General features: G+C 64.3%; 22 protein-coding genes. 6 read left to right on the top strand and 16 right to left on the bottom strand.

The genetic code is table 11. The features are described from left to right. Nucleotides 1-145: 145 nt before the first annotated feature. The 5 genes from KUW62_RS17970 to KUW62_RS17950 all read right to left on the bottom strand — a co-directional run bounded on the left by KUW62_RS17970 (nucleotide 146) and on the right by KUW62_RS17950 (nucleotide 3,940). Nucleotides 146-775, bottom strand: a complete 630-nt coding sequence (locus tag KUW62_RS17970) for an NAD(P)-dependent oxidoreductase (protein WP_224816831.1) — start codon at nucleotides 773-775, stop codon at nucleotides 146-148. A gap of 180 nt (nucleotides 776-955) precedes the next feature. After that, on the bottom strand, nucleotides 956-2,059 hold the full coding sequence (locus tag KUW62_RS17965; protein ID WP_224816830.1) for a site-specific DNA-methyltransferase: 1,104 nt from the start codon (nucleotides 2,057-2,059) through the stop codon (nucleotides 956-958). 108 nt (nucleotides 2,060-2,167) lie between these two features. Beyond that, nucleotides 2,168-2,767 carry a ribonuclease HII gene (locus KUW62_RS17960; RefSeq protein ID WP_224816829.1) on the bottom strand — a complete coding sequence of 200 codons (600 nt, stop codon included), beginning with the start codon at nucleotides 2,765-2,767 and terminating at the stop codon, nucleotides 2,168-2,170. An 88-nt stretch (nucleotides 2,768-2,855) separates the two neighbouring features. Next, nucleotides 2,856-3,332 (bottom strand): hypothetical protein, encoded by a 477-nt coding sequence (locus KUW62_RS17955; RefSeq protein WP_224816828.1) that lies wholly within the window; start codon nucleotides 3,330-3,332, stop codon nucleotides 2,856-2,858. Between the two features lie 149 nt (nucleotides 3,333-3,481). Then, nucleotides 3,482-3,940 carry a hypothetical protein gene (locus KUW62_RS17950; RefSeq protein WP_224816827.1) on the bottom strand — a complete coding sequence of 153 codons (459 nt, stop codon included), beginning with the start codon at nucleotides 3,938-3,940 and terminating at the stop codon, nucleotides 3,482-3,484. 245 nt (nucleotides 3,941-4,185) lie between these two features. Between KUW62_RS17950 and KUW62_RS17945 the strand changes: the two genes are divergently transcribed. Genes KUW62_RS17945 through KUW62_RS17935 form a run of 3 tightly spaced genes read left to right on the top strand, consistent with a single transcriptional unit; the run spans nucleotide 4,186 to nucleotide 6,088 of the window. Then, nucleotides 4,186-4,479 (top strand): hypothetical protein, encoded by a 294-nt coding sequence (locus KUW62_RS17945; protein ID WP_224816826.1) that lies wholly within the window; start codon nucleotides 4,186-4,188, stop codon nucleotides 4,477-4,479. Further along, the gene (locus KUW62_RS17940; protein ID WP_224816825.1) at nucleotides 4,451-5,152 is read left to right on the top strand and encodes a hypothetical protein; all 702 of its coding nucleotides are present in this window, start codon (nucleotides 4,451-4,453) and stop codon (nucleotides 5,150-5,152) included. The genes KUW62_RS17945 and KUW62_RS17940 overlap by 29 nt, the downstream gene beginning before the upstream one ends. Before the next feature lie 3 nt (nucleotides 5,153-5,155). Then, nucleotides 5,156-6,088, top strand: a complete 933-nt coding sequence (locus KUW62_RS17935; protein WP_224816824.1) for an alpha/beta hydrolase — start codon at nucleotides 5,156-5,158, stop codon at nucleotides 6,086-6,088. 61 nt (nucleotides 6,089-6,149) lie between these two features. Here KUW62_RS17935 and KUW62_RS17930 read toward each other — a convergent pair whose 3' ends face one another. Then, entirely contained in the window at nucleotides 6,150-6,443 is a 294-nt protein-coding gene (locus KUW62_RS17930) for a hypothetical protein (RefSeq protein ID WP_224816823.1), read from the bottom strand. A 170-nt stretch (nucleotides 6,444-6,613) separates the two neighbouring features. Beyond that, nucleotides 6,614-6,922, bottom strand: coding sequence for a twin-arginine translocation signal domain-containing protein (locus KUW62_RS17925; protein WP_224816822.1), 309 nt, complete (start codon nucleotides 6,920-6,922; stop codon nucleotides 6,614-6,616). Between the two features lie 165 nt (nucleotides 6,923-7,087). Between KUW62_RS17925 and KUW62_RS17920 the strand changes: the two genes are divergently transcribed. Continuing rightward, the gene (locus tag KUW62_RS17920; protein WP_224816821.1) at nucleotides 7,088-8,266 is read left to right on the top strand and encodes a cupin domain-containing protein; all 1,179 of its coding nucleotides are present in this window, start codon (nucleotides 7,088-7,090) and stop codon (nucleotides 8,264-8,266) included. 53 nt (nucleotides 8,267-8,319) lie between these two features. Here the strand turns inward: KUW62_RS17920 and KUW62_RS17915 are convergent, their stop codons facing one another. The 5 genes from KUW62_RS17915 to gpmI are packed head-to-tail and all read right to left on the bottom strand — an operon-like array spanning nucleotide 8,320 to nucleotide 13,344. Then, nucleotides 8,320-8,799 (bottom strand): hypothetical protein, encoded by a 480-nt coding sequence (locus KUW62_RS17915; protein WP_224816820.1) that lies wholly within the window; start codon nucleotides 8,797-8,799, stop codon nucleotides 8,320-8,322. Between the two features lie 47 nt (nucleotides 8,800-8,846). After that, complete coding sequence (locus KUW62_RS17910; RefSeq protein ID WP_224817151.1) at nucleotides 8,847-9,323, bottom strand: RNA pyrophosphohydrolase; 477 nt, start codon at nucleotides 9,321-9,323, stop codon at nucleotides 8,847-8,849. Nucleotides 9,324-9,335: 12 nt separating this feature from the next. Beyond that, complete coding sequence (locus tag KUW62_RS17905; protein WP_224816819.1) at nucleotides 9,336-10,661, bottom strand: S41 family peptidase; 1,326 nt, start codon at nucleotides 10,659-10,661, stop codon at nucleotides 9,336-9,338. A gap of 35 nt (nucleotides 10,662-10,696) precedes the next feature. After that, nucleotides 10,697-11,824, bottom strand: a complete 1,128-nt coding sequence (locus KUW62_RS17900; protein WP_224817150.1) for a peptidase M23 — start codon at nucleotides 11,822-11,824, stop codon at nucleotides 10,697-10,699. Further along, entirely contained in the window at nucleotides 11,824-13,344 is a 1,521-nt protein-coding gene (gene gpmI, locus KUW62_RS17895; RefSeq protein ID WP_224816818.1) for a 2,3-bisphosphoglycerate-independent phosphoglycerate mutase, read from the bottom strand. Before gpmI ends, KUW62_RS17900 begins: the two co-directional genes overlap by 1 nt. Nucleotides 13,345-13,477: 133 nt before the next feature. Between gpmI and KUW62_RS17890 the strand changes: the two genes are divergently transcribed. Next, the gene (locus tag KUW62_RS17890; RefSeq protein WP_224816817.1) at nucleotides 13,478-17,149 is read left to right on the top strand and encodes a glycosyltransferase; all 3,672 of its coding nucleotides are present in this window, start codon (nucleotides 13,478-13,480) and stop codon (nucleotides 17,147-17,149) included. On the opposite strand, the gene KUW62_RS17885 is transcribed toward KUW62_RS17890, so the two are convergent. The 3 genes from KUW62_RS17885 to KUW62_RS17875 form a co-directional block, all read right to left on the bottom strand. After that, the gene (locus tag KUW62_RS17885) at nucleotides 17,114-19,411 is read right to left on the bottom strand and encodes a calcium-binding protein (RefSeq protein WP_224816816.1); all 2,298 of its coding nucleotides are present in this window, start codon (nucleotides 19,409-19,411) and stop codon (nucleotides 17,114-17,116) included. The two genes, KUW62_RS17890 and KUW62_RS17885, sit on opposite strands and share 36 nt — an antisense overlap. A 125-nt stretch (nucleotides 19,412-19,536) precedes the next feature. Next, nucleotides 19,537-20,196 carry an ABC transporter ATP-binding protein gene (locus KUW62_RS17880; protein WP_224816815.1) on the bottom strand — a complete coding sequence of 220 codons (660 nt, stop codon included), beginning with the start codon at nucleotides 20,194-20,196 and terminating at the stop codon, nucleotides 19,537-19,539. 10 nt (nucleotides 20,197-20,206) lie between these two features. Continuing rightward, nucleotides 20,207-21,427, bottom strand: a complete 1,221-nt coding sequence (locus KUW62_RS17875) for a sugar transporter (RefSeq protein ID WP_224816814.1) — start codon at nucleotides 21,425-21,427, stop codon at nucleotides 20,207-20,209. Between the two features lie 76 nt (nucleotides 21,428-21,503). Here KUW62_RS17875 and KUW62_RS17870 point away from each other — a divergent pair, with 76 nt between their 5' ends. Further along, a complete protein-coding gene (locus KUW62_RS17870; RefSeq protein WP_224816813.1) occupies nucleotides 21,504-22,331 on the top strand; it encodes an ABC transporter permease in 828 nt (275 codons plus the stop codon). An 11-nt stretch (nucleotides 22,332-22,342) separates the two neighbouring features. Here KUW62_RS17870 and rlmH read toward each other — a convergent pair whose 3' ends face one another. Continuing rightward, nucleotides 22,343-22,810 carry a 23S rRNA (pseudouridine(1915)-N(3))-methyltransferase RlmH gene (gene rlmH, locus KUW62_RS17865; RefSeq protein ID WP_224816812.1) on the bottom strand — a complete coding sequence of 156 codons (468 nt, stop codon included), beginning with the start codon at nucleotides 22,808-22,810 and terminating at the stop codon, nucleotides 22,343-22,345. Nucleotides 22,811-22,819: the final 9 nt, after the last annotated feature.

Genomic DNA, 22,819 nt, shown 5'->3' with positions numbered 1-22,819 from the left:
AGAATATGCTCTCGTCCCAACCTTCCGGAGGATAGGTGAATAGCCAAAGCGAGCCGAACCAAGCAATGAATACAACTGCATAGGTCAGAAGAATAAAGGCGTATTCCTTCATGGAAACACAATCTCCGACGTTCGGCCTAGGTTCTCAACGCTGCAATGCGGGGGTTTTTCCCACCATTGCCGGGCCTTCCGCCGCCGTCACCAGAAAATCCGCCACATCGGCGCGACTGATCAACCCGTTGCGCCATTCCGCCTTTTCGGTCAGCACCTTGTACTTCCCGCTCTTGCGGTTGTCGCTGAGAATACCGGGCCGCGCGATGGTCCAGTCGAGGTCGCTGTCGCGGATCAATTGCTCCTGCACATCCTTGTCGGCATAGGCGCGGCCGAGAAAGGCCTTTTGCGTCAGCCGTTCGGGGGTGGAGAGCTTTTCGGCGCTGTCGCCCGCCCCGAAGCCCGTGACCGTCAGGAACCGCTTGATCCCCGCCTTTTTCATCTGGGCGATCACCACCCGTGTCGCATCGGAAAAAAGCGTCGTTTGCTTCAGGACGCGCAAATCCTTGGGCACGCCGAGGGTCAGGATCACGGCGTCACAGCCATCAATGGCGTTGAAGACATCGACGTCGTTGGTGGCGTCGCCTTCCATGACTTCCAGTCCTTCGGCCTCCAGATCCATTCCACTGCGCGACATGGCGCGCACTTTATGGCCGCGTTCCAGGGCTTCTTCGACGGTCCTGCGGCCGATCCCGCGGCTGGCTCCGATAATGGCGAGTTTCATGGGCGATACCTCCTGCTGTGATAGATAGGAGGGTCGGGCGCGGTTCCAACGGGGAAAACCGGCACGAAAAAGCCCGCCGGAACGAACCGGCGGGTAAAGGTGGCCCGCGCCACACCTGATAATTTGTACGCGGGCGGCAAGGTTCGGCAATCCGGGGTCTTGGAGGGCCCCGGATATTCCCTAGCCGGACATCTCTGCCCGGATCTGTTGGCGCAACACGTCGATTGAGACTGTCTTGCCGTCGCGCTTGAAGGCCCAGTAGGTCCAGCCGTTGCACGACGGCGCGCCTTCCAGTTCGGCCCCCACCTTGTGGATGGAGCCTTTCACATCATCGGCAATCAATGTGCCGTCGGCCCGCACCTTGGCCTGCTGGCCGCGCGGATTGGTCAGCATCTCGCCCGGGCGCAAAAGTCCGCGCTCGACCAATTGCCCGAACGGCACGCGCGGTTCTGCCCGCTTGCTTTGGGTCGTCTCAAGCGCGGATCTGTCGAACTTGCGGACCTTTGACAGGCGCTTTTCGGCGACCTTGCGATAGGCCTCTTCCCGCTCGATCCCGATGAAATCGCGTCCCAGCATCTTGGCCACGGCCCCGGTCGTGCCCGTCCCGAAAAACGGGTCCAAAACGACGTCGCCGGGGTTGGTCGCACCCACAAGGATGCGGTGCAACAACGCCTCCGGTTTCTGGGTCGGATGGGCCTTGTCGCCGTTTTCATCCTTCAACCGCTCCCCGCCATTGCAAATCGGCAGCACCCAGTCGGAGCGCATCTGGATACCCTCATTCAGCTCCTTCAGCGCCTCATAGTTGAAGGTGTATTTCGCGCCCTCGTCCTTTGAGGCCCAGATCATCGTCTCATGGGCGTTGGTAAACCGCTTGCCCCGGAAATTCGGCATCGGGTTGGATTTGCGCCAGACCACGTCGTTGAGAATCCAGAAGCCCTGCGTCTGCAACTCCGCGCCGACGCGAAAGATGTTGTGGTAGGAGCCGATCACCCAGATCGCGCCGCCGGGCTTCAGCAGACGTTTCGCAGCCGCCAGCCAGGCGCGGGTGAAGGCGTCATAGGCCTTGAAGCTGTCGAACTGGTCCCACGCGTCGTCCACTGCGTCGACCTTGGTGTTGTTCGGGCGGTGCAGGTCGCCCTTAAGCTGAAGATTATACGGGGGATCCGCGAAGATCAGGTCCACGGACGCCTCCGGTAGGCTATTCATCACGTCGATGCAATCGCCGGGGAGGATGGTGTTCAAGGGCAACGAGACCGCTGCCTGCGGCTTGGTTTTTATTGTCATTTTCTGCCTCTGGAAGGCGCCTCTTTTGGGCGCTCGATGTCCACTGAGGGCAGAATCACCGATCTGCTCGAATCGGTCAATTTTCAATCGAATCAGGGGATTACGATTTTATCCACACAACATCTTGTGGATGGGGGCAAAGCTGCGCCGGTGATGTTGCGTCACCCCTAGATCGTGTAGGCCGCTTTGATGTTTTGCCGTGCCGTAGCCCATGTTCGTCTCCCAACCGTAACCCGGATGCATCACGGCAAGCTCCTTCATCAAGGTGTCGCGCCGCACTTTGGCCACAATTGACGCCGCCGCGATGGACACCGACCGCCCGTCGCCCTTCACGACGCAGGTGGCCGGACAGGGCAGGCCGGGGGGGATGGCGTTTCCGTCGATCAGCGCGTGGGTCGGGGCGTGGGTGAGGCCCGCGATGGCGCGGGTCATGGCAAGGAAGGTCGCGGCCCGGATGTTGAGGGCATCAATCTCCTCCACACTGGCCCACCCGAGGGAGACATCGGCGACCGCCTCGATCTTCAACGCAAGCGCCTCCCGCCTCGCCTCGCTCAGCTTCTTGGAATCGTTCAGGCCCTCGGGGATGCGGGCCGGGTCCAGCACCACGGCGCAGGCCGTTACGGGACCGGCCCAGGGGCCACGGCCCACCTCGTCCACCCCCGCCACGCGGCCATCAAGGGCGGCTTCCAACTGATAATCTGGTCCCATGGATCGGTGATGGGCCAAAGAAATGGGCGGCGCAACCATCTGGCCGCGCCGCCCGTCTTTGCTGCTCGAAATAACTGCCTGAAATGACTTAACCGTGCGACCAGCCGTGGTTGGCGAGGCAGCGGGCCCCGTAGATCTGGCGCTGACCGCGTTGGGTCTGAACCTGGCGCAGGCAGGCATGGGGCAGAAGATGCGCCTGTTGGGCGTGGTTCTGCATGCACCGGCGCAGGTAGCCGCTGTAATTGCCGTAATAGCCATGGCCCTGAATGTGACAGCGCGCGGGCGCCACGCGGTGTTGCGGCTGCGGGCGGGGGTTATGGATGACCGGCGGATTGTGGCGGTTGCCGTGCCGGTTCGCCTGACTCAACCCGTACAGCAGGAGAAGCCCACCGAAGATCGCGGCGGCCTCTGCCCCGTTATTGTTGCGGTGGCCATTGGCGGCAGCGGGCGTGGCGGTGGTTGTCAGGCCGGTAAGGGCGAGGGTCACGGCCAATGCCCCGGCGGTCAGTGTCTTGGTCATGGTGCGCAGCATCGTCTTGTTCCCTTTCGTTGCTTGCGTGGTCATGTCCCCGGGTCTTGGGCCCGGGGTCTTGGAGGAGGGGGCGCACTCATTCGGCGCTTGTGGGATCACCATCCCCCCTGACCATTCCGCCATGCAATTACGCGGTCGCGCTATCGGATACCGGGCGCTTTGCTATCCGATAACGGCAGCGATCAGCGCAGGTGCAGGATGTCGGCAACGGGGCGGATCGCATAGATGTAGCAATCGCCCAGTGGCGCATCGGCGCTGACATAGGTCGCGTCCCAGCCAAGGCATTCCTGTGTGCGCGCCCAACCTTCGGGGATCGGGCCGGGGATCAGCCCGACATAGCTCGGTCCCGGTACCGCGACCTGATAGGGTCGTATCCGGTCCGGTCCATGGCCGGGAACCTGGGACAGAAGATGCTGCAACCGGTCAAGCGCTGCGACCTGCCCGTCCGTGAAGGGATCATTGTAGACGATGAAGGGCGTCGCCCCGGACGGTGCGGGGGGAAGCGTCAACACGCCGCCCGCCTGCACGCCGCCCGTGATGCGGGACTCGTAAGTAAACGCGCCCAAATCCTGGGCCGCGGATGTCTGCGGAAGGCCAGCGCAAAGAAGCGCCGCCACAAGGGTGCAAATCGGTTTCATCATGACAAATCTCTTTCTTGAAATCAGGTGCGGGCCAAAAAACGCCCGCTTGGAAAAATAATATTCTGACCGGCGGTAATTGCCGTCGCGTCAGATGTCTCAAACCCCGCATCGCAAGGCAAAAGCGTGCATTTGCTATCCGATAACAGGGCTGTGAACGGGGTCTCGTAATTGAATGACAGGTCCCGAATGACCCATCTTCATTCGTGAAGCTGCCCCCTTCTGGCAATTATACATGAGCACTCACGATGAAACGATTCTTCAAACCCCTTCTCGCCGCCGCCGCCCTTGCGGTTCTGGCTGGCCCCCTCCACGCGGCGTGTTACGCCGATTATCGCGCAAGGATGGATAACCCCCTGCGTCTGCATTACGGTGTGATCGAAGTGCCCCAAAGCGCATGTTCGGTCGGTGCCGCGTCTTCCGTCGTCTCCAGCCGTCTTGCCGCCCAAGGCTGGACGTTGGTGAACGTGAGCTCGGTCTTTGACGATTCCGGCCTCGCGTCGAGGAGAGCGGATGCCGGAGAATACTACCTCCGTTTCTGACACGCGCATCGCGTCGACGCGCGTCGTACAACTTGGCATTCTGGCGGTGGTCGCTGTTCTCGTGACCTCCGCCGTTCTGCTTTTTGTGAACCTGCCCGATGCGGATGCCTTCAACGAGGCGGTCGTTCAAGTGTTCGAGGCCAACGATGTCCGCGACCCCGATGCCATTCGGATGCTGGAGGTTCTGGCCCAATCCGGCACCACCTTCTCAAAGGTGCTGGCCAGCTACCGGGCTGTGATCTTCGTGCTGATGATCTTCGCAACTGCCCTTCTGGTCGCCTGCCTCGTTTTCCTCGTCACCATCATCACGCTCAACCGCCGGATCGGAGAGATCGAGCGCCAGGGCATCCAGGTCTCCTCCCTCATTCTGTCGCGGGAGGAACGGGTGGTCCTGATCAACAACCTCGAATTCAAGCTGACCGATGCCGCGATGGAAACACTTTCCGTCCTTGCCGAGGCGCGCCTGGACGATGACGTGCTCAGCGGCGCGCAGATCGAGGCGATGGTCTCCGGCAAGCTGGAATCGGATGTCGATGAGGCCGCGGGCGCGACCCGCATCAAACGCCTGCGCGATACGCTCGGCAACCAGATGGTGTCGGAACTCCTGATCAAGAACATCGCGCGGCGGGGCTATATCCTCGCCATCGACAAAGACGTCATCAAGATGGTCTGACCGATGGCGCGCGCGCCCTATCCCGGATTGCACCCCGATCTGTGGGACATCGTGCGCGGTATCGAGGACGCCTTTCCCGAACCGCAGGACACTTTGCCCGTCGCCACATTCCGCAAACGGTTGGAGGAGATGGCGGCGAAATCCCCGATGGTCCCGCCCCCGGGCCTGACCACGCGCGATTGGCACCTTACGATCGCTGGCCGGGACGTCCGCCTGCGCGCCTACCTGCCCGACAATGCCGGTTCCGACGCACTGCTCTACATGCATGGCGGCGGCTGGATGCTCGGCTCCATCAAAGGGCACGATCAGGTCTGTGCCGATCTCGCCCATGGAACGGGGCTTCGCGTCGTGTCCATCGACTACGCCCTGTCGCCGGAGCATCGCTATCCCGTCGCCCTCGATGAATGCATCGCAGCCTTTGAGGTGATCGCAGGGGGTCAAAGCCCGCTTGGACCCGTGCGGAACACGTGGCTTGGCGGCGACAGCGCCGGGGGCAACCTGGCGCTTGGCACGGCGTTGCGCTTGCGCGACCACAATGGGCCCGTCCCGGCGGGCCTCTTCCTGGTCTATCCCTGTACCGATCCCGCCTGCGCGTTTCCGTCCTACGAGGCACAGGCCGACGCGCCATTCCTGTCGACGGCACTGATGCACCGGTTCTGGCGCGAATATCTGGGCGGTCAGGAGCCCGACATCTACGCCGCCCCCGCCCGCGCTGACATGGCGGGCCTGCCGCAAACGATCATGCTGAACGCCACGCTCGATCCGCTTATCGACGAAGGCGATGACCTCGCGCGCCTGTTGCGTGACGCCCATGTGCCGCTCGACTACATCCGGGCCGAGGGGTTGATCCACGGCCTGCTCCGCTTCCGCCACTCTGCCCCGGCCGCGCAAGCCGCGTTTCAGGCAGCACTCGATGCGATCAGGGCGCGGCTCTGACACGCGAAACGGGCCGGCCTAACGCCAACCCGCTTGTCAAACATTCAAAAAACTCGGTCGATCAGCAGCGCGGGGCGCCACGGCCCCAGCCAGCCGCGTCGGTGATGTTGCCGCTGTCGGCATCGGTCGCGCCGGTGGCCACGCCGCCCGGTCCGCGCCCGCATCCGCCGCTATCGGTCCACGCGCCGTTATCGGCATCCGTGGCCTGCGCGCTGGCGGGGCGGGGCGTGATGGCACTGGCGGCACCAACGACACCGCCTGCCGCCATAAGCCCCATGAACCGGCGGCGACCGGAACGGGGCTCCGTCGTGATATCGGCATCGGTCAGCTTGTGCTTCTTGGTATCGTCGGACATGGGCAAATGCGCCTTTTCGCGGTCTGGGCGGATGCATTACGGGCCGAGTCTGCCAAATGCACCCCGCACGGTCAACGCAGGCAAACCCGCATTCCAGGCGAGCGGCCCCGTCACGAAAAACCGCCGCCCCATGGGGACGGCGGCCTGACATCTCATCGCGAAGCGTCAGCTCAGCAGTAGGGCGCGCCCCGGCCAAAACCCGGCGCATCGGTCCCGCCGGAGCCGTTGTCGGCATCCACCAACCCGGTGGACACACCGCCGCTGCCACGGCCGCAGCCACCGGCATCGGTCCACGCGCCGTTGTCGCTGTCGGTACCCTGTGCGCTTGCTTCGCGCGGGGTAAGCGTGGCGGCTGCACCGGCAACACCACCTGCGGCCATCAGACCCATGAAGCCACGGCGGCCGGAGGTCTGGGCCTTGGCACGATCCGTCGAAATATCGGTGTCGGTCAGGGTCTTCTTCTTGTGATCGCTGGACATGGGCCGAAGCCTCCTTTCAGTGTCTGGCTCGAATTTTCCCGGACCCTGACCGATGAACATCATCCGGTCAATAATCCACTTGGAATATGTGGCCTGGCTTGTTGAACAATACCCGGACCCGTGGTCAGAGTGTCACGGATCGGTTTTCAAGCGGATGAGCCAGGAATGACCAACGATTTCAGTTTTGACTGGGCCATCGCGCCCGAAACGCCCGAGACATTTTTCGCGGATTATTTTGAGAAGAAGCCCCTCGTCATCAAGCGCGGGCAAAGCGATTACTTCGCCGACCTGCTTGGCTACGATGACATCGACCGTGTCGTCTCCACGATGGGTTTGAGCCATCCGGAGGTCAACGTCACCAAGTCCGACGGCAACATCACGCCCGCCGATTTCGCCTATGAGACGGGGCAGATCGACCCGGTCCGTGTAAGCCAGCTTTTCGCCGATGGCGCGACCGTCATCCTGTCGGGCCTGCACGAACGCCTGCCGCAACTCGCCCGCTATTGCCGCGCGATGGAGGCCGTGATGTCGGCCCGCGTGCAGACCAACATCTACATGACACCGCCGGGCAACCAGGGCTTCAACCCCCATTACGACAGTCACGATGTGCTGGTCCTGCAAATCGCCGGATCCAAGGAATGGCGCGTCTACGGCACCCCCGTCGAATTGCCCCTCAACGATCAGGGGTTCGAGCGGGGCATGGATGTGGGCGAAGAACAGATGCGCTTCATGCTGGAACCCGGTGACACGCTCTACCTGCCGCGCGGCATGGCCCACGACGCCGTCGCCACGGATGAGACATCGCTGCATATCACCACCGGCCTGATGTTCCGCACCTGGGCCGACGTGCTGGCCGAAGCGGTGATCGCAAAGGCGCATCGCGAACCGGCCATGCGCCGCGCCCTGCCTCCGGGATACGCCAATCACGGCGCCGATCTCGACGCCCATGACGCGACCTTCGCGGAGCTTGTGGCATTGGTGGGCGATGCGCCCGCCGGAAAGCTGTTGTCCGGCTTTCGGGAGGAATTCCTGACTGGCCGTGTGCCGCGCGTGGAAGGGCAGATGGCGCAACTCGCGGCGCTGGAGGATCTGACCCTCGACAGTCGCGTGGGCGGTCGCCCGCATCTGATATTCGCACTCCACGATGTGCCGGATGAGGATCAGGTCTGCCTGGTCTGTCAGGGGGCGGAAATCGTGCTGCCGGACTTCGCGCGCTCGGCGATGGAGTTCTGCCTGACAACCCCCGATTTCGCCGTGCGCGACATGGGCGGCGATCTGGACGATGACGGTAAACTGGTGCTTGCCCGTCGCATGGCGCGTGAAGGTTTGGTTCAGGTCCTCTGACGCGCCTCAACCGCGAAATGTGCCGTCGGGCGCGTCCTACCGCGCCCGGGCGATCAGCATCCGCCGTGGTGGCACCGCGCGACCGCCGAAAGCATCCCTGGATGCGCGTCGTCGAAAACCGTCCCCGGGCAGGCATTGGCATCGAGCACGTAATTCCCGTTCTGGATGCGGAAGAAGAACAGCCCGTAATCCACATCCTGCGCCGCGCCGCACCACATCGACACGCAGGTCACGTTGACGGTCACGGACACGTCCCGTGACAGGGTAAAGCCGTTGCCGTCGAAAAACTCCCCGTCGAACCGTGCCGGAACGGTGTAACCTGTCGGCACCTGGAAGCCCTGGCCCCTCGGCCGCCCCTCCGTCACCGGCCCCGGCGCCGCCAGAAGATGCAACTGCCCCACCGCGATGGAATGGTCATGGGGGCTGGCATCGGCGTTGCGATAGCTCTGCTCGACCGATGGCCGCACGCAGCTCAGCGCGAAGGCCGGGCCAGCGGCGATGACCATGATGGCGTAGGTCAGGGTTCGGATCATCTCAATCTCTCCTGCTCATGGTCATGCCGCACCGGCCCAAGCCGCGATCACAGACCGAATTCGCGGATCACGGCGGCATAGATATCCCGCTTGAACGGCACGATGGCGGCAAGGATCTCGTCGGCGGTCATCCATGTCCAGTCCCGGAATTCCACATCCATGTGGGTCAGGTCGATCACGTCGTCGGGCGCCTCCAGCCGGAACTGGACCCACATCTGCTTCTGTCCGCGATACTTGCCCTTCCAACGGGTCGGGATCACGTCCAGCGGCAGGTCGTAATGCAGCCAATCAGCACTCTCCCGGATCAACGAGACGTTGTGCCGCCCCACGCCCGTCTCCTCCTCCAGCTCCCTGTAGGCGGCGTCAAGCGGGGCCTCCCCCTTGTCCACACCGCCTTGCGGCATCTGCCACGCGGGCGTGTCCATATCCGCCCGTTGCCCGGCAAATACGCGCCCGTCCGCATTGGTCAGAACGACCCCCACGCACGGGCGATAGGGAAGCTTTGCGGCCTCCTCTGGCGTCAGCGCCGCCAAGCCTCAGTTCGGGCCAAGCGCGTTCAGGCCGGTCAGGATGTCGATGGCATAGGCCAGCTGATAATCCTCGTTGCGCAAGGCCGCGGTGGCTTCGGCCTCCGCCCGCTCTTCCTCCAGCTGGCGGATTTCGTCTTCGGAGAGGGATTCGTTTTCGATCGACCCGCGCAGGGACGCTTCCGTCCGGGCGGGGCGGCCATCTTCATCCTCCTCCACCTCGATCGGATCGCGCTGTTCCACGATGATGTCGGGCGCAACGCCAAGGGCCTGGATCGACCGTCCCGACGGCGTGTAGTAAAGCGACGTGGTCAACCGCATCGCACCGTCACCGGCCAACGGCATGACGGACTGGACGGAGCCCTTGCCGAAGGAATTGGTGCCCACGACAACCGCGCGGCGATGGTCCTGCAAGGCACCCGCCACGATCTCGGAGGCGGAGGCAGAGCCGCCGTTGATCAGCACCACCATCGGCAGGCCCTCGATCATGTCGCCGGGCGTGGCGTTGTAGCGTTCGCCGTCCTGCGGCTCCCGACCGCGGGTGGACACGATTTCCCCCTGCTCAAGGAACGCGTCGGACACGCGGATCGCCTGGGTCAGGAGACCGCCGGGATTGTTGCGCAAATCCAGCACCACGCCGTTGAGGTTCTCCAGCCCGCCCACTTCCTCGATCAGGCCTTCCAGCCCGTCGCGGAGGTTCGGATAGGTCTGGTCACTGAATGTCGACACGCGCAGGATCGCGGTGTTCCCCTCCAGCCGCGCGCGCACGGCGGTCAGCTGAATACGGTCGCGGGTGATGGTGAGGTCGAACGGCTCTTCTTCGCCTTCCCGCACGATGGTGATGACGATGTCGCTGCCGACGGGGCCGCGCATCAGGTCCACGGCCTCTTCCAGCGTCAGACCCAGAAGCGCCTCTCCGTCCACGCCGGTGATGAAATCCCCGGCCTCGACCCCGGCTTCCATCGCGGGCGTGCCGTCCATCGGCGTGATGACGCGCACGAAACCGTCCTCTTGCGTCACCTCGATGCCAAGGCCGCCGAATTCGCCGCGGGTCTGGACCTGCATATCCTCGAAATCGCTGGCCGAGATATAGGAGGAATGGGGATCGAGCGAGATCAACATCCCGTTGATCGCCGCCTCGATCAGTTCGGCTTCATCCACCTCTTCCACGTAATTCTGACGGATGCGCTCGAAGATGTCGCCGAACAGGTCCAGCTGCTCGTAGACGGAGGAGTTTCGCGCCTCTTCCTGCGCCAGAAGCGGCCCGGCCACCTGCGTGCTCAGCAACACGCCACCGGCAATCCCGCCAATCGCTGCAAACATCAGTCTCTTCATGGATCGTCGTCCTTCTTGTCGTGCCATCGCGGGGCCTATTCGGCGGCGAACCAGTCCAGCGGGTTCACCGGGCTCCCGCCCTGTCTCAGTTCCATATAAAGCGTTTCCGTCAGCCCGGCACCACCACCTTGCGCATCGGAAACGATCAATTCCTCTCCGGGGATGTCTGATCCCCCCGGCATCAGGCCCAGCGGCGCGTCCGCCGGTACCAATTCCCCGGCGGTGACGAACAGATCGCCCGCACCGGCCAAGATAAGTAGATAATCCGCATCGGGCTCCAGGATAATGACATTTCCGTAATCCAGCAGCGGTCCGGCATAACGGATCGACGCGGGCCAGGGCGCTGTAAGAAGCGCGCGGGGCGGCACCGCGTATAGCACACCCGGACGCGAAATACCCGCGGCGTCGGCCTCGTTGAACCGCCGCAAAAGCGCGCCCAGCACCGGAAGCTCTAATCTGCCGCGCGCCGCCGTGAAATCGGGCAGGTCCGCGGTGGTGGAGGCCGGGCTTTCCCCCAGCAGTGATGCGAAGCTGCCCAGATTGTCGACGCTTTCCAGCAATTGCCGCATCGCATCCGTGTCGAGGGAGAATCGCTCCGGCAAGTCCACGCGGTCGGCAATCGCCTGGCTCAGGGCCGTGCGCGCCTCCTGCACGCCGGTCAATCCCGCCTCAAGCTGCCCTACCGCACCGTCCTGCAACGCGCGCAGAACCGCCAGTTCTTCCAGCTGGCCCCGCAAAGCGGTGGCCTGTCGCGCGACGGCGGGCGTGACTTCGGCCACGATCATTCCCAGCCGCGCGGTCCCCAACGGCCCTTCGGGATGCAGCAGGGTGGCGGGCGCAGGGGCTTCCTCGATCCGCTGCAACACACCCAGAAGCCGGGCCAACCGTTCCCGCTCGGCCTCAAAGACCAAAAGGATCGTGCGTTCACGCAGGGCCGCGTCGCGGATCCCGGCGCGCAGGGCATCGAGCCCGTGTTCATAGGCGCGCACGGTTTCGGTCAGCGCCTCCACCCGGTCCCGCGCGCTGTCGGCATCGGCCAGCGCCTCGGCCGCATCCTCCAGCATCCGGCTTGCTTCCCGCGCGGTCATCGCCGGATCGCTTTGGGCCGCGACCGGTGCCGCCGCGACAAGCCCCGCAAGGCCCAGGAGGAGCGCGCGCAGGATCACGTCAGCAGACTTTCACCGGTCATCTCCTCGGGCTGCTCCAACCCCATCAGCTGCAACAGGCTCGGCGCCAGATCGGCCAGCCGCCCGTCGCGCAGGCCCGTATCCTCCGGGCCGTTCACCAGGATCACCGGGACCAGGTTCGTGGTATGGGCCGTGTGCGGCCCCCCGGTCTCCGGGTCCACCATGGTTTCGCAATTTCCGTGATCGGCGCAGATGATCATCGCACCACCCACCTCCCGCAGGGCCGCAACGGCCTTCCCAAGCCCCTCATCCACCGCCTCACAAGCCGCCATCGTCGCGGCCAGATCGCCAGTATGGCCCACCATGTCCGGGTTCGCGTAATTCACCACGATCAGGTCGTATTGCTCCCGGATTGCGTTGACGAACAGGTCCGTCACCTGCCCCGCGCTCATCTCCGGTTGCAGATCATACGTGGCGACGTCCGGGGATTTCGGCATCTCCCGATCCTCACCCTTCTCAGGCACTTCCACACCGCCATTCAGGAAGAACGTCACGTGGGGGTATTTCTCCGTCTCCGCCAAGCGGAACTGGCGCAGACCCTTCTTTGCCACCCATTCCCCCAGCGTGTTCTTGATCTGCTGCTTGGGGAACACGGTCGTCATATAGGCATCGTGGGCCTTGGAATAATCGACCATGCCCAGCTTGGCGGCAAAGTCCGGACGCCCGCCCACGTCGAAGCTGTCAAACCCCGGATCGCCCTGGGCGGCGAGGATTTCCCGCGCGCGGTCGGCGCGGTAATTGAGCATGAAGATCCCGTCGCCATCCCTCATCCCGCCATACCCGTCGATCACCGAGGGCGGGATGAATTCATCGGTCTTCTCCGCGTCATAGGCGGCCGTCACGGCATGCAGCGGCGTGTCCGCCTCCGTCCCCTCACCGCGCACCATGGCGTCGTAGGCCCGCTCCACCCGGTCCCAGCGATTATCGCGGTCCATGGCGAAATAGCGGCCCAGAACAGTGGCGATCACGGCGCCCTCCGGCAGCCGCGCCATCAGGCCCTCGATGAACTCCGCCGCCGATTTCGGAGCAACGTCGCGCCCATCGGTGATTGCATGGATCGCCACGGGAACACCGGCGCCCGCAATCACCTTCACCGCCGCCTCCAGATGCGCCAGTTGCGAATGTACGCCGCCGTCGCTGACCAGCCCCATCAGATGCGCGGTCCCGCCGTTGTCCTTCAACGTTGCGATGAAATCTTCCAGCGCGGGGCGGCTGGCGAATGAGCCTTCGGCAATCGCGTCATTGATCTCCACCAGGTCCATCTTCACGACCCGGCCCGCGCCGATATTCGTGTGCCCGACCTCCGAATTGCCCATCTGTCCGTCCGGCAGACCCACATCGCGCCCGTGGGTGCGCAGGGTCGCGTTCGGACATTCCGCCATCAGGGCGTCGAAATTGGAGGTGTCGGCAAGCAAGGGCGCGTTGTCATCGCGGGTCTGTCCAATGCCCCAGCCGTCCAGAATGCACAAGACAACGGGGCGGGGGGGACCGGGCATCGTTCAGAACTCCTTTACCAAGTTGTTCTAGGCAGGGGATCGAGGGCCTGCAAGCGCGCAAGACGCCATCGCAGCCCATCGCCGATCATGTCCGGTCGCCTGGGTGGGAAGAGAAACGACAATGTTTGCCAGAATGGCGCAAAACAAGGTGGTGGAACGGGTATCGCGGCGCGTCTTCCGGCGCGTTTCCCGAACATCCGAACCGACACTACCCCTTCCCGATCACCGCCCATGCCTGCTGACCTCCCGGCGGGATCGCGACGACTGGCAGGGCTGGCTCTCCCGCGCGCTTCGCACCCGATCCGCGTCCCGGATCCTCGCCACCCACTCTAACGCGCGCAAACTTGCCGATGGGATCACGTTCGGCACCTATCTCCGCCTGAACCCGGACGTTGCGGACACCGCCCAATCCCCGGTGGAGGCTACGTTTCACTACCTCGAATTCGGTGTGGCGGAGGGGCGCTTGGCCCGCCCCACACACGTCGATAATGGCTTCATCGCCCGCTACCACGGCCATGTCCTGCCCGATCATCTGTCCCCCACCGACGCCGTATTCGCCCTGCAAAAGGCCGGCATCGCGATCACCGAAATTGCCCTAGAGGAGCGGGATTTCTGGTGCCTCCACGGCCTGCACCATACCCTGGCCGACATCTTTCATCATGAGACGTATTTCGCCGCGATCGACGCGGCCAGCCTGCCCTTGCCCGCACCCGACCGCCTGTCCTGCATCAGGCATTTCGTGGGCGTCGGGCTCGACCATGGGCTTCCGCCGCACCCCGATGACCGGCTCGACCCGGCCTTCTACCGGGCCAGCTTGGCCGATCTGTCGTTACCCTGCCCGCCGGGGTCGCTGCACCGCCACTGGGCCAGTATCGGCCTGCGCGCCGGGGCCCATGCCAATGCGGCGGCTTGCCTGCGCCACGCCCACGGCCTCCACCTTCCGGCCGAGTTGCCCAAGCGCCTTCCGGCCCAGACCCGCTCGGCAGGCGCGATTGCGCGGCTCATCTCGCGGCCCGAGCCGCACTTGCCCCTCCTTGATCCCACGCATCCCGACCTGCGCCGTTTCCTCCTCGACCTCGCGCGCCATGCGCGCCAATCCGGCCATCGGCGGCGGGCGGAGGCGCTGTTGGCGCACATCCTGTGCGCTTGCCCCGATGATCCCCGTGCGGCGCTCGACCTTGCGGACCTGATCCACGGCCAGGACGACATTGATCGCGAAGTCACCCTGCGCCAGATCCCGCCCGTCGATTTCGACAGCGGCGCGAATGCCATCACCTTGGCCGAGCTGCACCTGTCGAAGGGCCGCGTGGCCAATGCGCTCGACCTTCTCGACGCGCTCCCCGATGCTCATCGCGGCGACGTTGCCCTGCATTCCCGCGCGCGACAGGTGGCACGCGGGGCCTTCGATCACGTCTGGTCCAACCTCGACCACCACATCGCAATCGAAAGTGTCCCCGCGGTTCAGCGCCTGCTCACCCTCGCGATCACCGCCTATGCCCCGCCGCCCACCGCGGCACCGCGCCCTCGGCCCCTGCGCAATGTCGCGATACTTGCCAATGACGACCTCTACCAATGCAAGCTCTACCGCGCCGATCAGAAGGTGGATCAATTGCGCGCGGCGGGCATCTCCGCGCGCATCTATCTGCAAAGCCGCGACGTGGCCGCGCTTCACGCCGATCTCGATCAATTCGATGCGGTGATCTTTCAGCGTAATCCCGCCTTCCCCCAGATCGCCGACGTGATGCTTGAGACCGCAACTCGCGGCCTTCCGACCTTCTACGACATCGACGACCTGATCTTCGACGCCGCGCAATTCCCGCCGCCCCTTGCCGATTACGCGGGCCAGATCACGGCCACGGACCACGCGCGCATCGCCTGTGGCGTGCCGCTTTTCGCTGCCGCCGCCGCCCTTTGTACCACCGGCATCGCCTCCACCGAAACCATCCGCGCGGCCCTTGCGCCGCTGACCGTGTCCGGCACCGCGATCCACCATCCCAACGGGCTCGGCGGCCTGCACAACGCCGCAATGGCCCATTGCGCGCCGCGCGATGCGGACGGCAAGCTGATCCTCTTCTACGGCTCCGGCACCAAGGCCCATAAGGGGGAGTTCCGGGAGATCCTGGAACCTGCCCTCGCGCAGATCCTCGCCACCTATCCCGGTCAGGTCGCCCTGCACCTGATGGGGGATTTCCCGGACCTCGTCCACCTCGACCCCGCGCATCCGGACGTCCATATCATCGCGCCCGTCTGGGATTTTGAGGTCTATGCCCAGCACCTCTCAAAGGCTGACATCGCCCTCTCCGTCCTCGCCCCGTCCAAAGCGTCCGACGCCAAGTCGGAGATCAAGTGGATGGAACCGGCCATGTTTGCCATCCCCTCCGTCGTCAGCCCCACGCGCACGATGCAACACGCGATCGTGGATGGCGAAACCGGGTTTCTCGCGGCGGACACAAAGGCCTTTACGGACTTCCTCTCCCGCCTCATCGAAGACGCGCCCCTGCGCCGCCGGGTGGGTCGCGCGGCGCAGGCCGACGTCCTGCACAAGTACGGCTGTGAGACCCTCGGCCCCGCGCTTGCCCGCGCCATGGCACCTCCGCCACAGCCCGACAAGATCCGCCTGTTGGTCGCCAACGTCTTCTTCCCGCCGCAGGATATCGGCGGCGCGACCCGCGTCGTGGCGGACAATATCGACCACATCCAGGACCATTACGGCGACGCGTTCCAGATCGACGTCATCACGACGTTGGAGGGGGGGACATCGGCCCACGGCATCACGCGCACCACGCGCGACGAAACGCAGGTCTGGGCCGTCACCGCCGCCAATGGCGTCGATGAGGGGGCGATGCGCGACCCCGTCATGGACGCGCGGCTGGAGGCGATCTTCGACCGGGTCGATCCGCAGATCGTCCATATCCATTGCATGCAGCGCATGGGCGTGGGCCTGATCGACATCTGCCGCAGGCGGGGTGTGCCCTATGTCCTGACCCTCCATGACGGCTGGTGGACCTCCCCGCACCAATTCATTGTCGGGCCGGACGGTACGCCCGCGCTTTACGATTTCACCGATCCGCAATCGGAACGCGCAAAGATCGCCCATCGGTGCCTGCGCGATGCCTCCGCCCTTGTCTCCGTGTCCGACCCCTTTGCAGATCTGCACCGCGCCGTCGGCCTTCGCGATATCACCGTGATCGAAAACGGCGTCTCACCCCTGCCCGCCCGCAAACGCACGCCCCCTGCGCCGGGTCGGGTGCGGCTTGGCCTGATCGGCGGCGCGGCCCGGCACAAGGGCCATGACATCCTGCGCGCCGCCATCTGCGCGCGCAGCTTTGACAATATCGACCTCGTCATCGTGGATCACGCCTTGCCCCCCGGCACCCAGGTGCAGGAGGTCTGGAACACCACCCCCGTCACCCGCATCCCCCGCCGCCCGCAATCGGAGATCGGCGCGCTTTACGGCAGCTTCGACGTCCTGCTGGCACCGTCTGTCTGGCCCGAAAGCTATGGCCTTGTGGCGCGAGAGGCGTTGGCGATGGGCCTTTGGGTCGTCGCGTCGGATCGCGGCGCAATCGGCGCGGACATCACCGAAGGGGCGAACGGACACGTGGTTCCCGTGGACGATCACCGGGCGCTTGCAAATATCCTCGCCCGGATCGACGCCGCGCCGGAGCGGTATGCCCAGCCGCCCGCCATCATCCCGGCCCTGCGCTCCAGCGCGGATCAAGCGGAGGATCTGGTCGCCCTCTACCGCCGCATCCTCGGGCGCGGCACCTCAGAAAATGAAGTCGTGCACATCCAGGTCGCTTAGCAGGACATTGTGCAACAGGATGCCGTTGCCGCCACCCGTGTCGATATAGACGTCCGCGCCTTGCTGGGTGGCGGCATTGAACACGTCGTCCAGCGAATTGAGCGTCGACAGGTTCTCGAAGACCAGCTTCTCGGGGCGCGACAGGGCCTCGAAATCAAGGATCACGTCCTGCCCGTGGCCGTCCTCGAAGACGAATTGGTCGGCATTGAAATTGCCCTGCAACGTGTCGTTGCCTTCCCCGCCCTGAAGCGTGTCGAACCCGCCGCCACCGACGATGAAATCGTCGCCCGCGCCGCCGTAGGCCACGTCACTTTGTGCGCCCGCCCGGATCAGGTCATTGCCGTCACCGCCGAAAATCGTGTCCTCGTTATCCGCCCCGAACAGCCGATCCTCTCCCGCGCCGCCATCGACCACGTCATCGCCATTGCCGCCGCGCAGAACGTCGTTACCGTTCTCTCCGAAGATCGTGTCGTTGCGATTGTCGCCCAGGATCGTGTCGCGCCCCTCACCGCCGTAAAGCAGGTCATTGCCGAGGTTGCCGCGGATGATGTCATGGCCGTCATCGCCGTAGATCGTGTCATTCTGGCCGCCGCCTTCGATCAGGTCATTGCCGGCCCCGCCGCTCACGAAATCCGCGCCCGCCCCGGTCAGGACCGTATCGGCCCCCGCACCGGCGGCCACGGCGTCGTCAATCGCCGTCCCCTCGATCAACTGATCGCCGTCATTGCCCCCGAAGCTGGAGAAATCCGGCACCCGGTCCGGTGCTTCAAGGATCGCGTTCAGCACGTCGGAAAAGCTGAGTGTGGTGGCGTTCTCGGTGATGATCTCCAACGTTTCACCCCGCCAATCCAGGATCGCGCCGGTGGCCGTGGCCGTGTAGCCGATGGCCGAAAGGTCATAGAGCATCGGCCAGGACGACAGGTCGATCCGGTCGCTACCCACCTCGAAATCGGCAATCACGTCATGGGTGAAATCGGACCGCAGGATGAAAATGTCCGCGCCGCTTCCCCCGTGAAGCGTGTCCACGCCAAGGCCGTCCTCGATCAGATCATCACCCGCGCCGCCCAGAATATTGTCGTTCTGCGCTCCGCCGATCAGGATGTCGTCCAGCGCACCGCCCGTGATCGTACCGCCATTGTGGTCGCCCTGGATCATCATCCCGTGGCCCGACACATCCGCCGTGATCTGCGTCACCCCGCCCGCGATTTCGGAGGAGACATACATGTGCAACTGCCCGTTCTCGTGGTGGGCGGCCATGGCCGAAACGTTCTCCAGCCCCGCGCCCGGCGTGTCGGCAATGGTGCTCAGGAATTGCAGTCGTCCGTGGGGCAGCAGGACGAACAGCGTCAGGCCATCGTCTCCGCCCCCCGCGATCACGTAGGTCCGGCCATCGGCCTCGATCACCTCAAGCGACTGGACCTGCCCGAAATGCGTGGTGGTGGTATCCATCACGTGGTCGGTGTCCACAAGACTGCCATCCACGGCCACCTCGATCACGGTGATCGCGCCCGATTGCCCCTGCCCGTCATTGGGGGCGGAGGCGAGGATGATGAAACTTCTTCCGTTGATCTCCACCACTTCCATGGCGGTCGGCGTCATGATCCCCAGCCCTTCGGACACGCCCGCATTGCCGGTATTCGACAAGGTGTTGCCGTCGATCCAATAGGCGGACACGCCGCGTTCGGTCTGGCTGGCGCTGATGATGTAATCGCGCCCGCCCACATGGACGGAATTGATCGCCATGACCTCCGCCGCGTAGGTCTGCGCCGTGTCGGTGACCGACAAGGCCTCCGACATGCTGCCGCCGGTGCCAAGCTCGAACCCGCGGATCGTGCCGGTTCCGGTATCGGCCATGTAGATCGTGCCGGTCCCGGCCTGGTCGACATCCAGAAGACGGTTCAACGCGGGCGACATGCCGCTGAGTTGCTGCGCCGCGCCGATGGTGCCGTCGGGGTTCACATCGAACAGGCGCAGCTGGTCCTCGCCCGACCCGGCCACGACAAGGCAGGGCGCGCCGTTCACCTCGATCAGGGCCATGTCGCGCAGGGCACCATCGGACCACGCGGAATTGTAGAGCTCGGCATCAAGAAAATTGGCCGTGCCCGACGGGCCAAGCGTGAAGGCCGTCAGCCCCCCGGTCTGGCCCGAGCTTGCATAGAGCACCGATTGCCCGTTGCGTTCGATCACCATCAAATCGGTGATCCCGAAGTCCAGAGCGGTCTGCCCCGTCTGAACCTGTCCTTGAACCACCAATGCAACCATCTTCCCGCGTTCCTCCGTTTGTGAACGAAGGACAATCTGGGGGTCATGTGGTGCGAAGATCGCGCCCCTTTGTGGCGGCGCGCGGGCGAAAGGAATCAAATATGGAACGGATTGTTAACCGCGTTTCACGCCGTTCCCATGTTGCGCTCGTGTAGCGCAATCGCCTCATCAAGGTCCTCGAAATATTCGAGTTTTCCGTGCTCCAGAACCAGCGCCGCGTCGCAATACCGGCGCAGTTCGTCGAGGTTGTGGTTCACCATTAGGGCGCCCGCCTGTTCCATGCGTGACGCAAACAGGGCCTTGGACTTGGCCCGGAACGCCGCGTCACCCGCCGATGTCACCTCGTCCACCAGGTAGGTGTCGAACTCGATTCCCATCGACAGGCCGAAGGTCAGGCGCGACCGCATCCCCGAGGAATAGGTGCGCACCGGCATGTGGAAATGGTGCCCCAGCTCCGCGAAGTCGCGCACGAAGTCCTGAAGCTCCCCGGTATCGACGCCGTAGACCCGCGCGATGAAGCGCGTGTTCTGTGCTCCGGTCAGCTCCGGATGGAACGATCCTGCGAAACCCACGGGCCAACTGATCGTGCCATCCGATACAACGCGCCCATGATCGGGGCGCATGTTGCCCGCGATGATCTGCATCAGCGTGGACTTGCCCGCCCCGTTGCGCCCCAGCAACGCCAGCGACCGTCCGGCGGGCAGCGACAGGGTCAGGTTGTCGATCACGACCCGGCGATGCCCTGCCACGCGGAAGGATTTCGTCAGGTTCTCGAACCGGATCATCTGGGCGCGCCTATTGCCGGTCGCGGATCGCGTAGAAGATCAGCGCCAGGATTGACCAGCCGAGGATCAGGAACAGGCCGACCAGTCCAAGGATCACCTCCCGCCGCGGGAATTCCGCCATCTCCGGTGTGGTCGGCGGGATGAACACGGCCAGGTACCGGCTCTGGCGGCTGGCATTGGTGCGCGCAAGGTCCAGCGCCGTCAGCGCCGCGCGATAGCTCTCCTCGGAAAACTGACGGTCCACCATCAGCCCCTCGAATTGCGCGATCAGGGTCGGGTAATCTTCCCCGCCCACCTGCGCCTCGGCGAGGGTGAAATTCTCCCGCTCCTGTGCGATGCGGGCGCGGATCACCTCGATCCGTTGGGAGGATTGGCGCAACCTGGGATCATTGGGATTGCCGGTATTCTCCGACAGCAGATCGTTTTCGATCAACGCCTCGGCCAGTTGCTGCTGAAGGTTGTTCAGCACCCCCATGCGCCCCTGCAGATCCCGGTCCGGGTCCACGATCTGCGTGCGGGTGCGAAACCGCGTCAGCGCCTCTCGTGCATTGCGCAGGCGCTCCACCGCGCTTTCCAGATCGGCCTGGGCGAATTGCATCGCGTCGGCGCGGGCATTGGCGTTCAACTCGTTCACCAGCGTCTGGCTTTCCTCGATGATCGCAAGCGCAATCGCCTGCGCCGTGTCGGGATCGAAGGCCAGCACCCGCAACTCGATCAGGCCGGTGGACTGGCTATAGCTCACCCGCACGATCCGCTGCCACTGGTCCAGCAACGCCTCGATGGAGGCGTCGGGCGACAGGGCGAAGATCGGGTCCTCGTCGTAGGGCGCGCTGTAATGGCTCAACAAATCCATGCGCGCGTTCAGGCGCTGCACCAATTCCTGGCTCACGATGAACTCGAACAGGATATCGGCATCGACCTGCGCCGGATTGCCCGCGAATTGCGCCAGCCCCCCCAACACATCGGTGGCCGCCCCCGCCTCGTTCTGGCGGACGGTGAAGCCGGTGGTCGACGCATATTGGTCCACCGCCACGGTATAGAGGTAGATCGCCACGGCGATGAACGGCCCCAGAACCAGCAAGATGAACGACCCGAACAGGCCCCAATGCCGCCGTCCCATCCGCGCGGGTCCCGCCGCCACGGTATTGACCCGGATGCGCCGCCCGCCACCCGCGGCGGTGCTTCCCTTCGGTCCGCCTTCTGGCGGCGTGATCGCTTTGACAGGTTCCATCAATACTTTCGCAATCCATGTTTCGTTAGATGCGGTGATCTCGAATTGGATACGTGCCAAAACTTAAGGAAATGTGATGGATCATCCGGTCGCCGCGAACGTCCCCCATCCGCCTGCGGGCCGCGCCCGCCCCCGCGCGCGCAGCTTCGCCAGTGGCCGCGCCATCGTGGCCCTCATCTTGCGAGAGATGTCGACGCGCTACGGCAAATCGCCCGGCGGCTATATCTGGGCAATCGTGGAACCCCTCGGCGCGCTCCTCCTGATGTCCTTCGTCTTCGCGGCGCTCTTGCGCAGCCCGTCGCTCGGCAATTCCTTCTTGCTGTTCTACACGACCGGTTACCTGCCCTACCTGCTCTATTCGCTCACGCTGACCACGGTGATGAACGCGCTGAACTTCTCCAAACCCCTGCTGCAATATCCCGCCGTCAACTGGCTAGACGCGATCCTTGCGCGCTTCGCCCTGAACGCGCTCACCTCCATCGCGGTCAGCTGCATCGTGTTGTTCGGGGTGTTGGAATTCACCGATGCCACCGCGGTGTTGGAGTTTCGGTACATGATCCTTTCGATGGCGCTGGCGGGCCTTCTGGGCCTTGCCCACGGCACGTTCAACTGCGCGCTGGTCGGCCTTTTCCCTGTCTACGGATCGGTGTGGAACATCGCCACGCGCCCGCTTCTGATCGCGTCAGGCATCTTCTTTCTGTACGAGGATCTGTCGCCGATGATCCAATCCATCCTCGACTGGACCCCTTGGATCCACTTCACGGCACTTTTCCGGCAAGGCGTGTTTCCGACCTATGCGCCGGATTTCATCTCCATCCCGCTGGTGCTGATCTGGGGGCTGGTGCCGCTCTTTTTCGGGCTGCTGCTTTTGCGCCGCTACCGTCAGGACATTCTGATGCGCTGAAAGCGGTGGCTTCACACGCGGTGATAAGGGCTTCCCGCCAGGATGGACGCCGCACGGTAAAGCTGTTCGGCCAGCATCACGCGGGCCAGCATGTGCGGCCAAACCATCTTGCCGAACGACAGGGTCATCGCCGCATCGGCGCGCAGCGCCGGGTCGATCCCGTCCGCGCCGCCGATCACCAGCGCAAGATCCCCCTGCCCCGCATCCCTTTGCCGCCCAAGGCTTTGCGCAAATTCGGGGGAGGTCTGGGTGCGACCACGCTCGTCCAGGACCCAGAACACCGGCCCGGGCAACGCCTTGCGCAACAGGGCCGCCTCCGCCGCCATCCCGCCGCCCTTGCGGTCCTCGACCTCCAGCACCTGCCCAAGGGACAGCCCAAGGCCACGGCCCGTCTTGTCGAAACGGTCTAGATAATCGTCAATCAGCGCCTTCTCCGGCCCACCGCGCAGGCGGCCGACAACGCAAAGATGGACCTTCACCGGAACCGG

This window comes from Hasllibacter sp. MH4015 (genome assembly GCF_020177575.1).
Taxonomy (GTDB): Bacteria; Pseudomonadota; Alphaproteobacteria; order Rhodobacterales; family Rhodobacteraceae; genus Gymnodinialimonas.
The sequence above is the reverse complement of the archived record's forward strand: the minus strand, read 5'-3'. Positions and strand labels throughout refer to the sequence as shown.

What these genes read in the sequence shown, in the direction of transcription:
- KUW62_RS17970 (WP_224816831.1), bottom strand. Translation starts at nt 775, where the DNA reads ATGAAACTCGCCATTATCGGAGCCAGCCGCGGGATCGGCCGCAGGACC.
- KUW62_RS17965 (WP_224816830.1), bottom strand. Translation starts at nt 2,059, where the DNA reads ATGACAATAAAAACCAAGCCGCAGGCAGCGGTCTCGTTGCCCTTGAAC.
- KUW62_RS17960 (WP_224816829.1), bottom strand. Translation starts at nt 2,767, where the DNA reads ATGGGACCAGATTATCAGTTGGAAGCCGCCCTTGATGGCCGCGTGGCG.
- KUW62_RS17955 (WP_224816828.1), bottom strand. Translation starts at nt 3,332, where the DNA reads ATGACCACGCAAGCAACGAAAGGGAACAAGACGATGCTGCGCACCATG.
- KUW62_RS17950 (WP_224816827.1), bottom strand. Translation starts at nt 3,940, where the DNA reads ATGATGAAACCGATTTGCACCCTTGTGGCGGCGCTTCTTTGCGCTGGC.
- KUW62_RS17945 (WP_224816826.1), top strand. Translation starts at nt 4,186, where the DNA reads ATGAAACGATTCTTCAAACCCCTTCTCGCCGCCGCCGCCCTTGCGGTT.
- KUW62_RS17940 (WP_224816825.1), top strand. Translation starts at nt 4,451, where the DNA reads ATGCCGGAGAATACTACCTCCGTTTCTGACACGCGCATCGCGTCGACG.
- KUW62_RS17935 (WP_224816824.1), top strand. Translation starts at nt 5,156, where the DNA reads ATGGCGCGCGCGCCCTATCCCGGATTGCACCCCGATCTGTGGGACATC.
- KUW62_RS17930 (WP_224816823.1), bottom strand. Translation starts at nt 6,443, where the DNA reads ATGTCCGACGATACCAAGAAGCACAAGCTGACCGATGCCGATATCACG.
- KUW62_RS17925 (WP_224816822.1), bottom strand. Translation starts at nt 6,922, where the DNA reads ATGTCCAGCGATCACAAGAAGAAGACCCTGACCGACACCGATATTTCG.
- KUW62_RS17920 (WP_224816821.1), top strand. Translation starts at nt 7,088, where the DNA reads ATGACCAACGATTTCAGTTTTGACTGGGCCATCGCGCCCGAAACGCCC.
- KUW62_RS17915 (WP_224816820.1), bottom strand. Translation starts at nt 8,799, where the DNA reads ATGATCCGAACCCTGACCTACGCCATCATGGTCATCGCCGCTGGCCCG.
- KUW62_RS17905 (WP_224816819.1), bottom strand. Translation starts at nt 10,661, where the DNA reads ATGAAGAGACTGATGTTTGCAGCGATTGGCGGGATTGCCGGTGGCGTG.
- gpmI (WP_224816818.1), bottom strand. Translation starts at nt 13,344, where the DNA reads ATGCCCGGTCCCCCCCGCCCCGTTGTCTTGTGCATTCTGGACGGCTGG.
- KUW62_RS17890 (WP_224816817.1), top strand. Translation starts at nt 13,478, where the DNA reads ATGGCGCAAAACAAGGTGGTGGAACGGGTATCGCGGCGCGTCTTCCGG.
- KUW62_RS17885 (WP_224816816.1), bottom strand. Translation starts at nt 19,411, where the DNA reads ATGGTTGCATTGGTGGTTCAAGGACAGGTTCAGACGGGGCAGACCGCT.
- KUW62_RS17880 (WP_224816815.1), bottom strand. Translation starts at nt 20,196, where the DNA reads ATGATCCGGTTCGAGAACCTGACGAAATCCTTCCGCGTGGCAGGGCAT.
- KUW62_RS17875 (WP_224816814.1), bottom strand. Translation starts at nt 21,427, where the DNA reads ATGGAACCTGTCAAAGCGATCACGCCGCCAGAAGGCGGACCGAAGGGA.
- KUW62_RS17870 (WP_224816813.1), top strand. Translation starts at nt 21,504, where the DNA reads ATGGATCATCCGGTCGCCGCGAACGTCCCCCATCCGCCTGCGGGCCGC.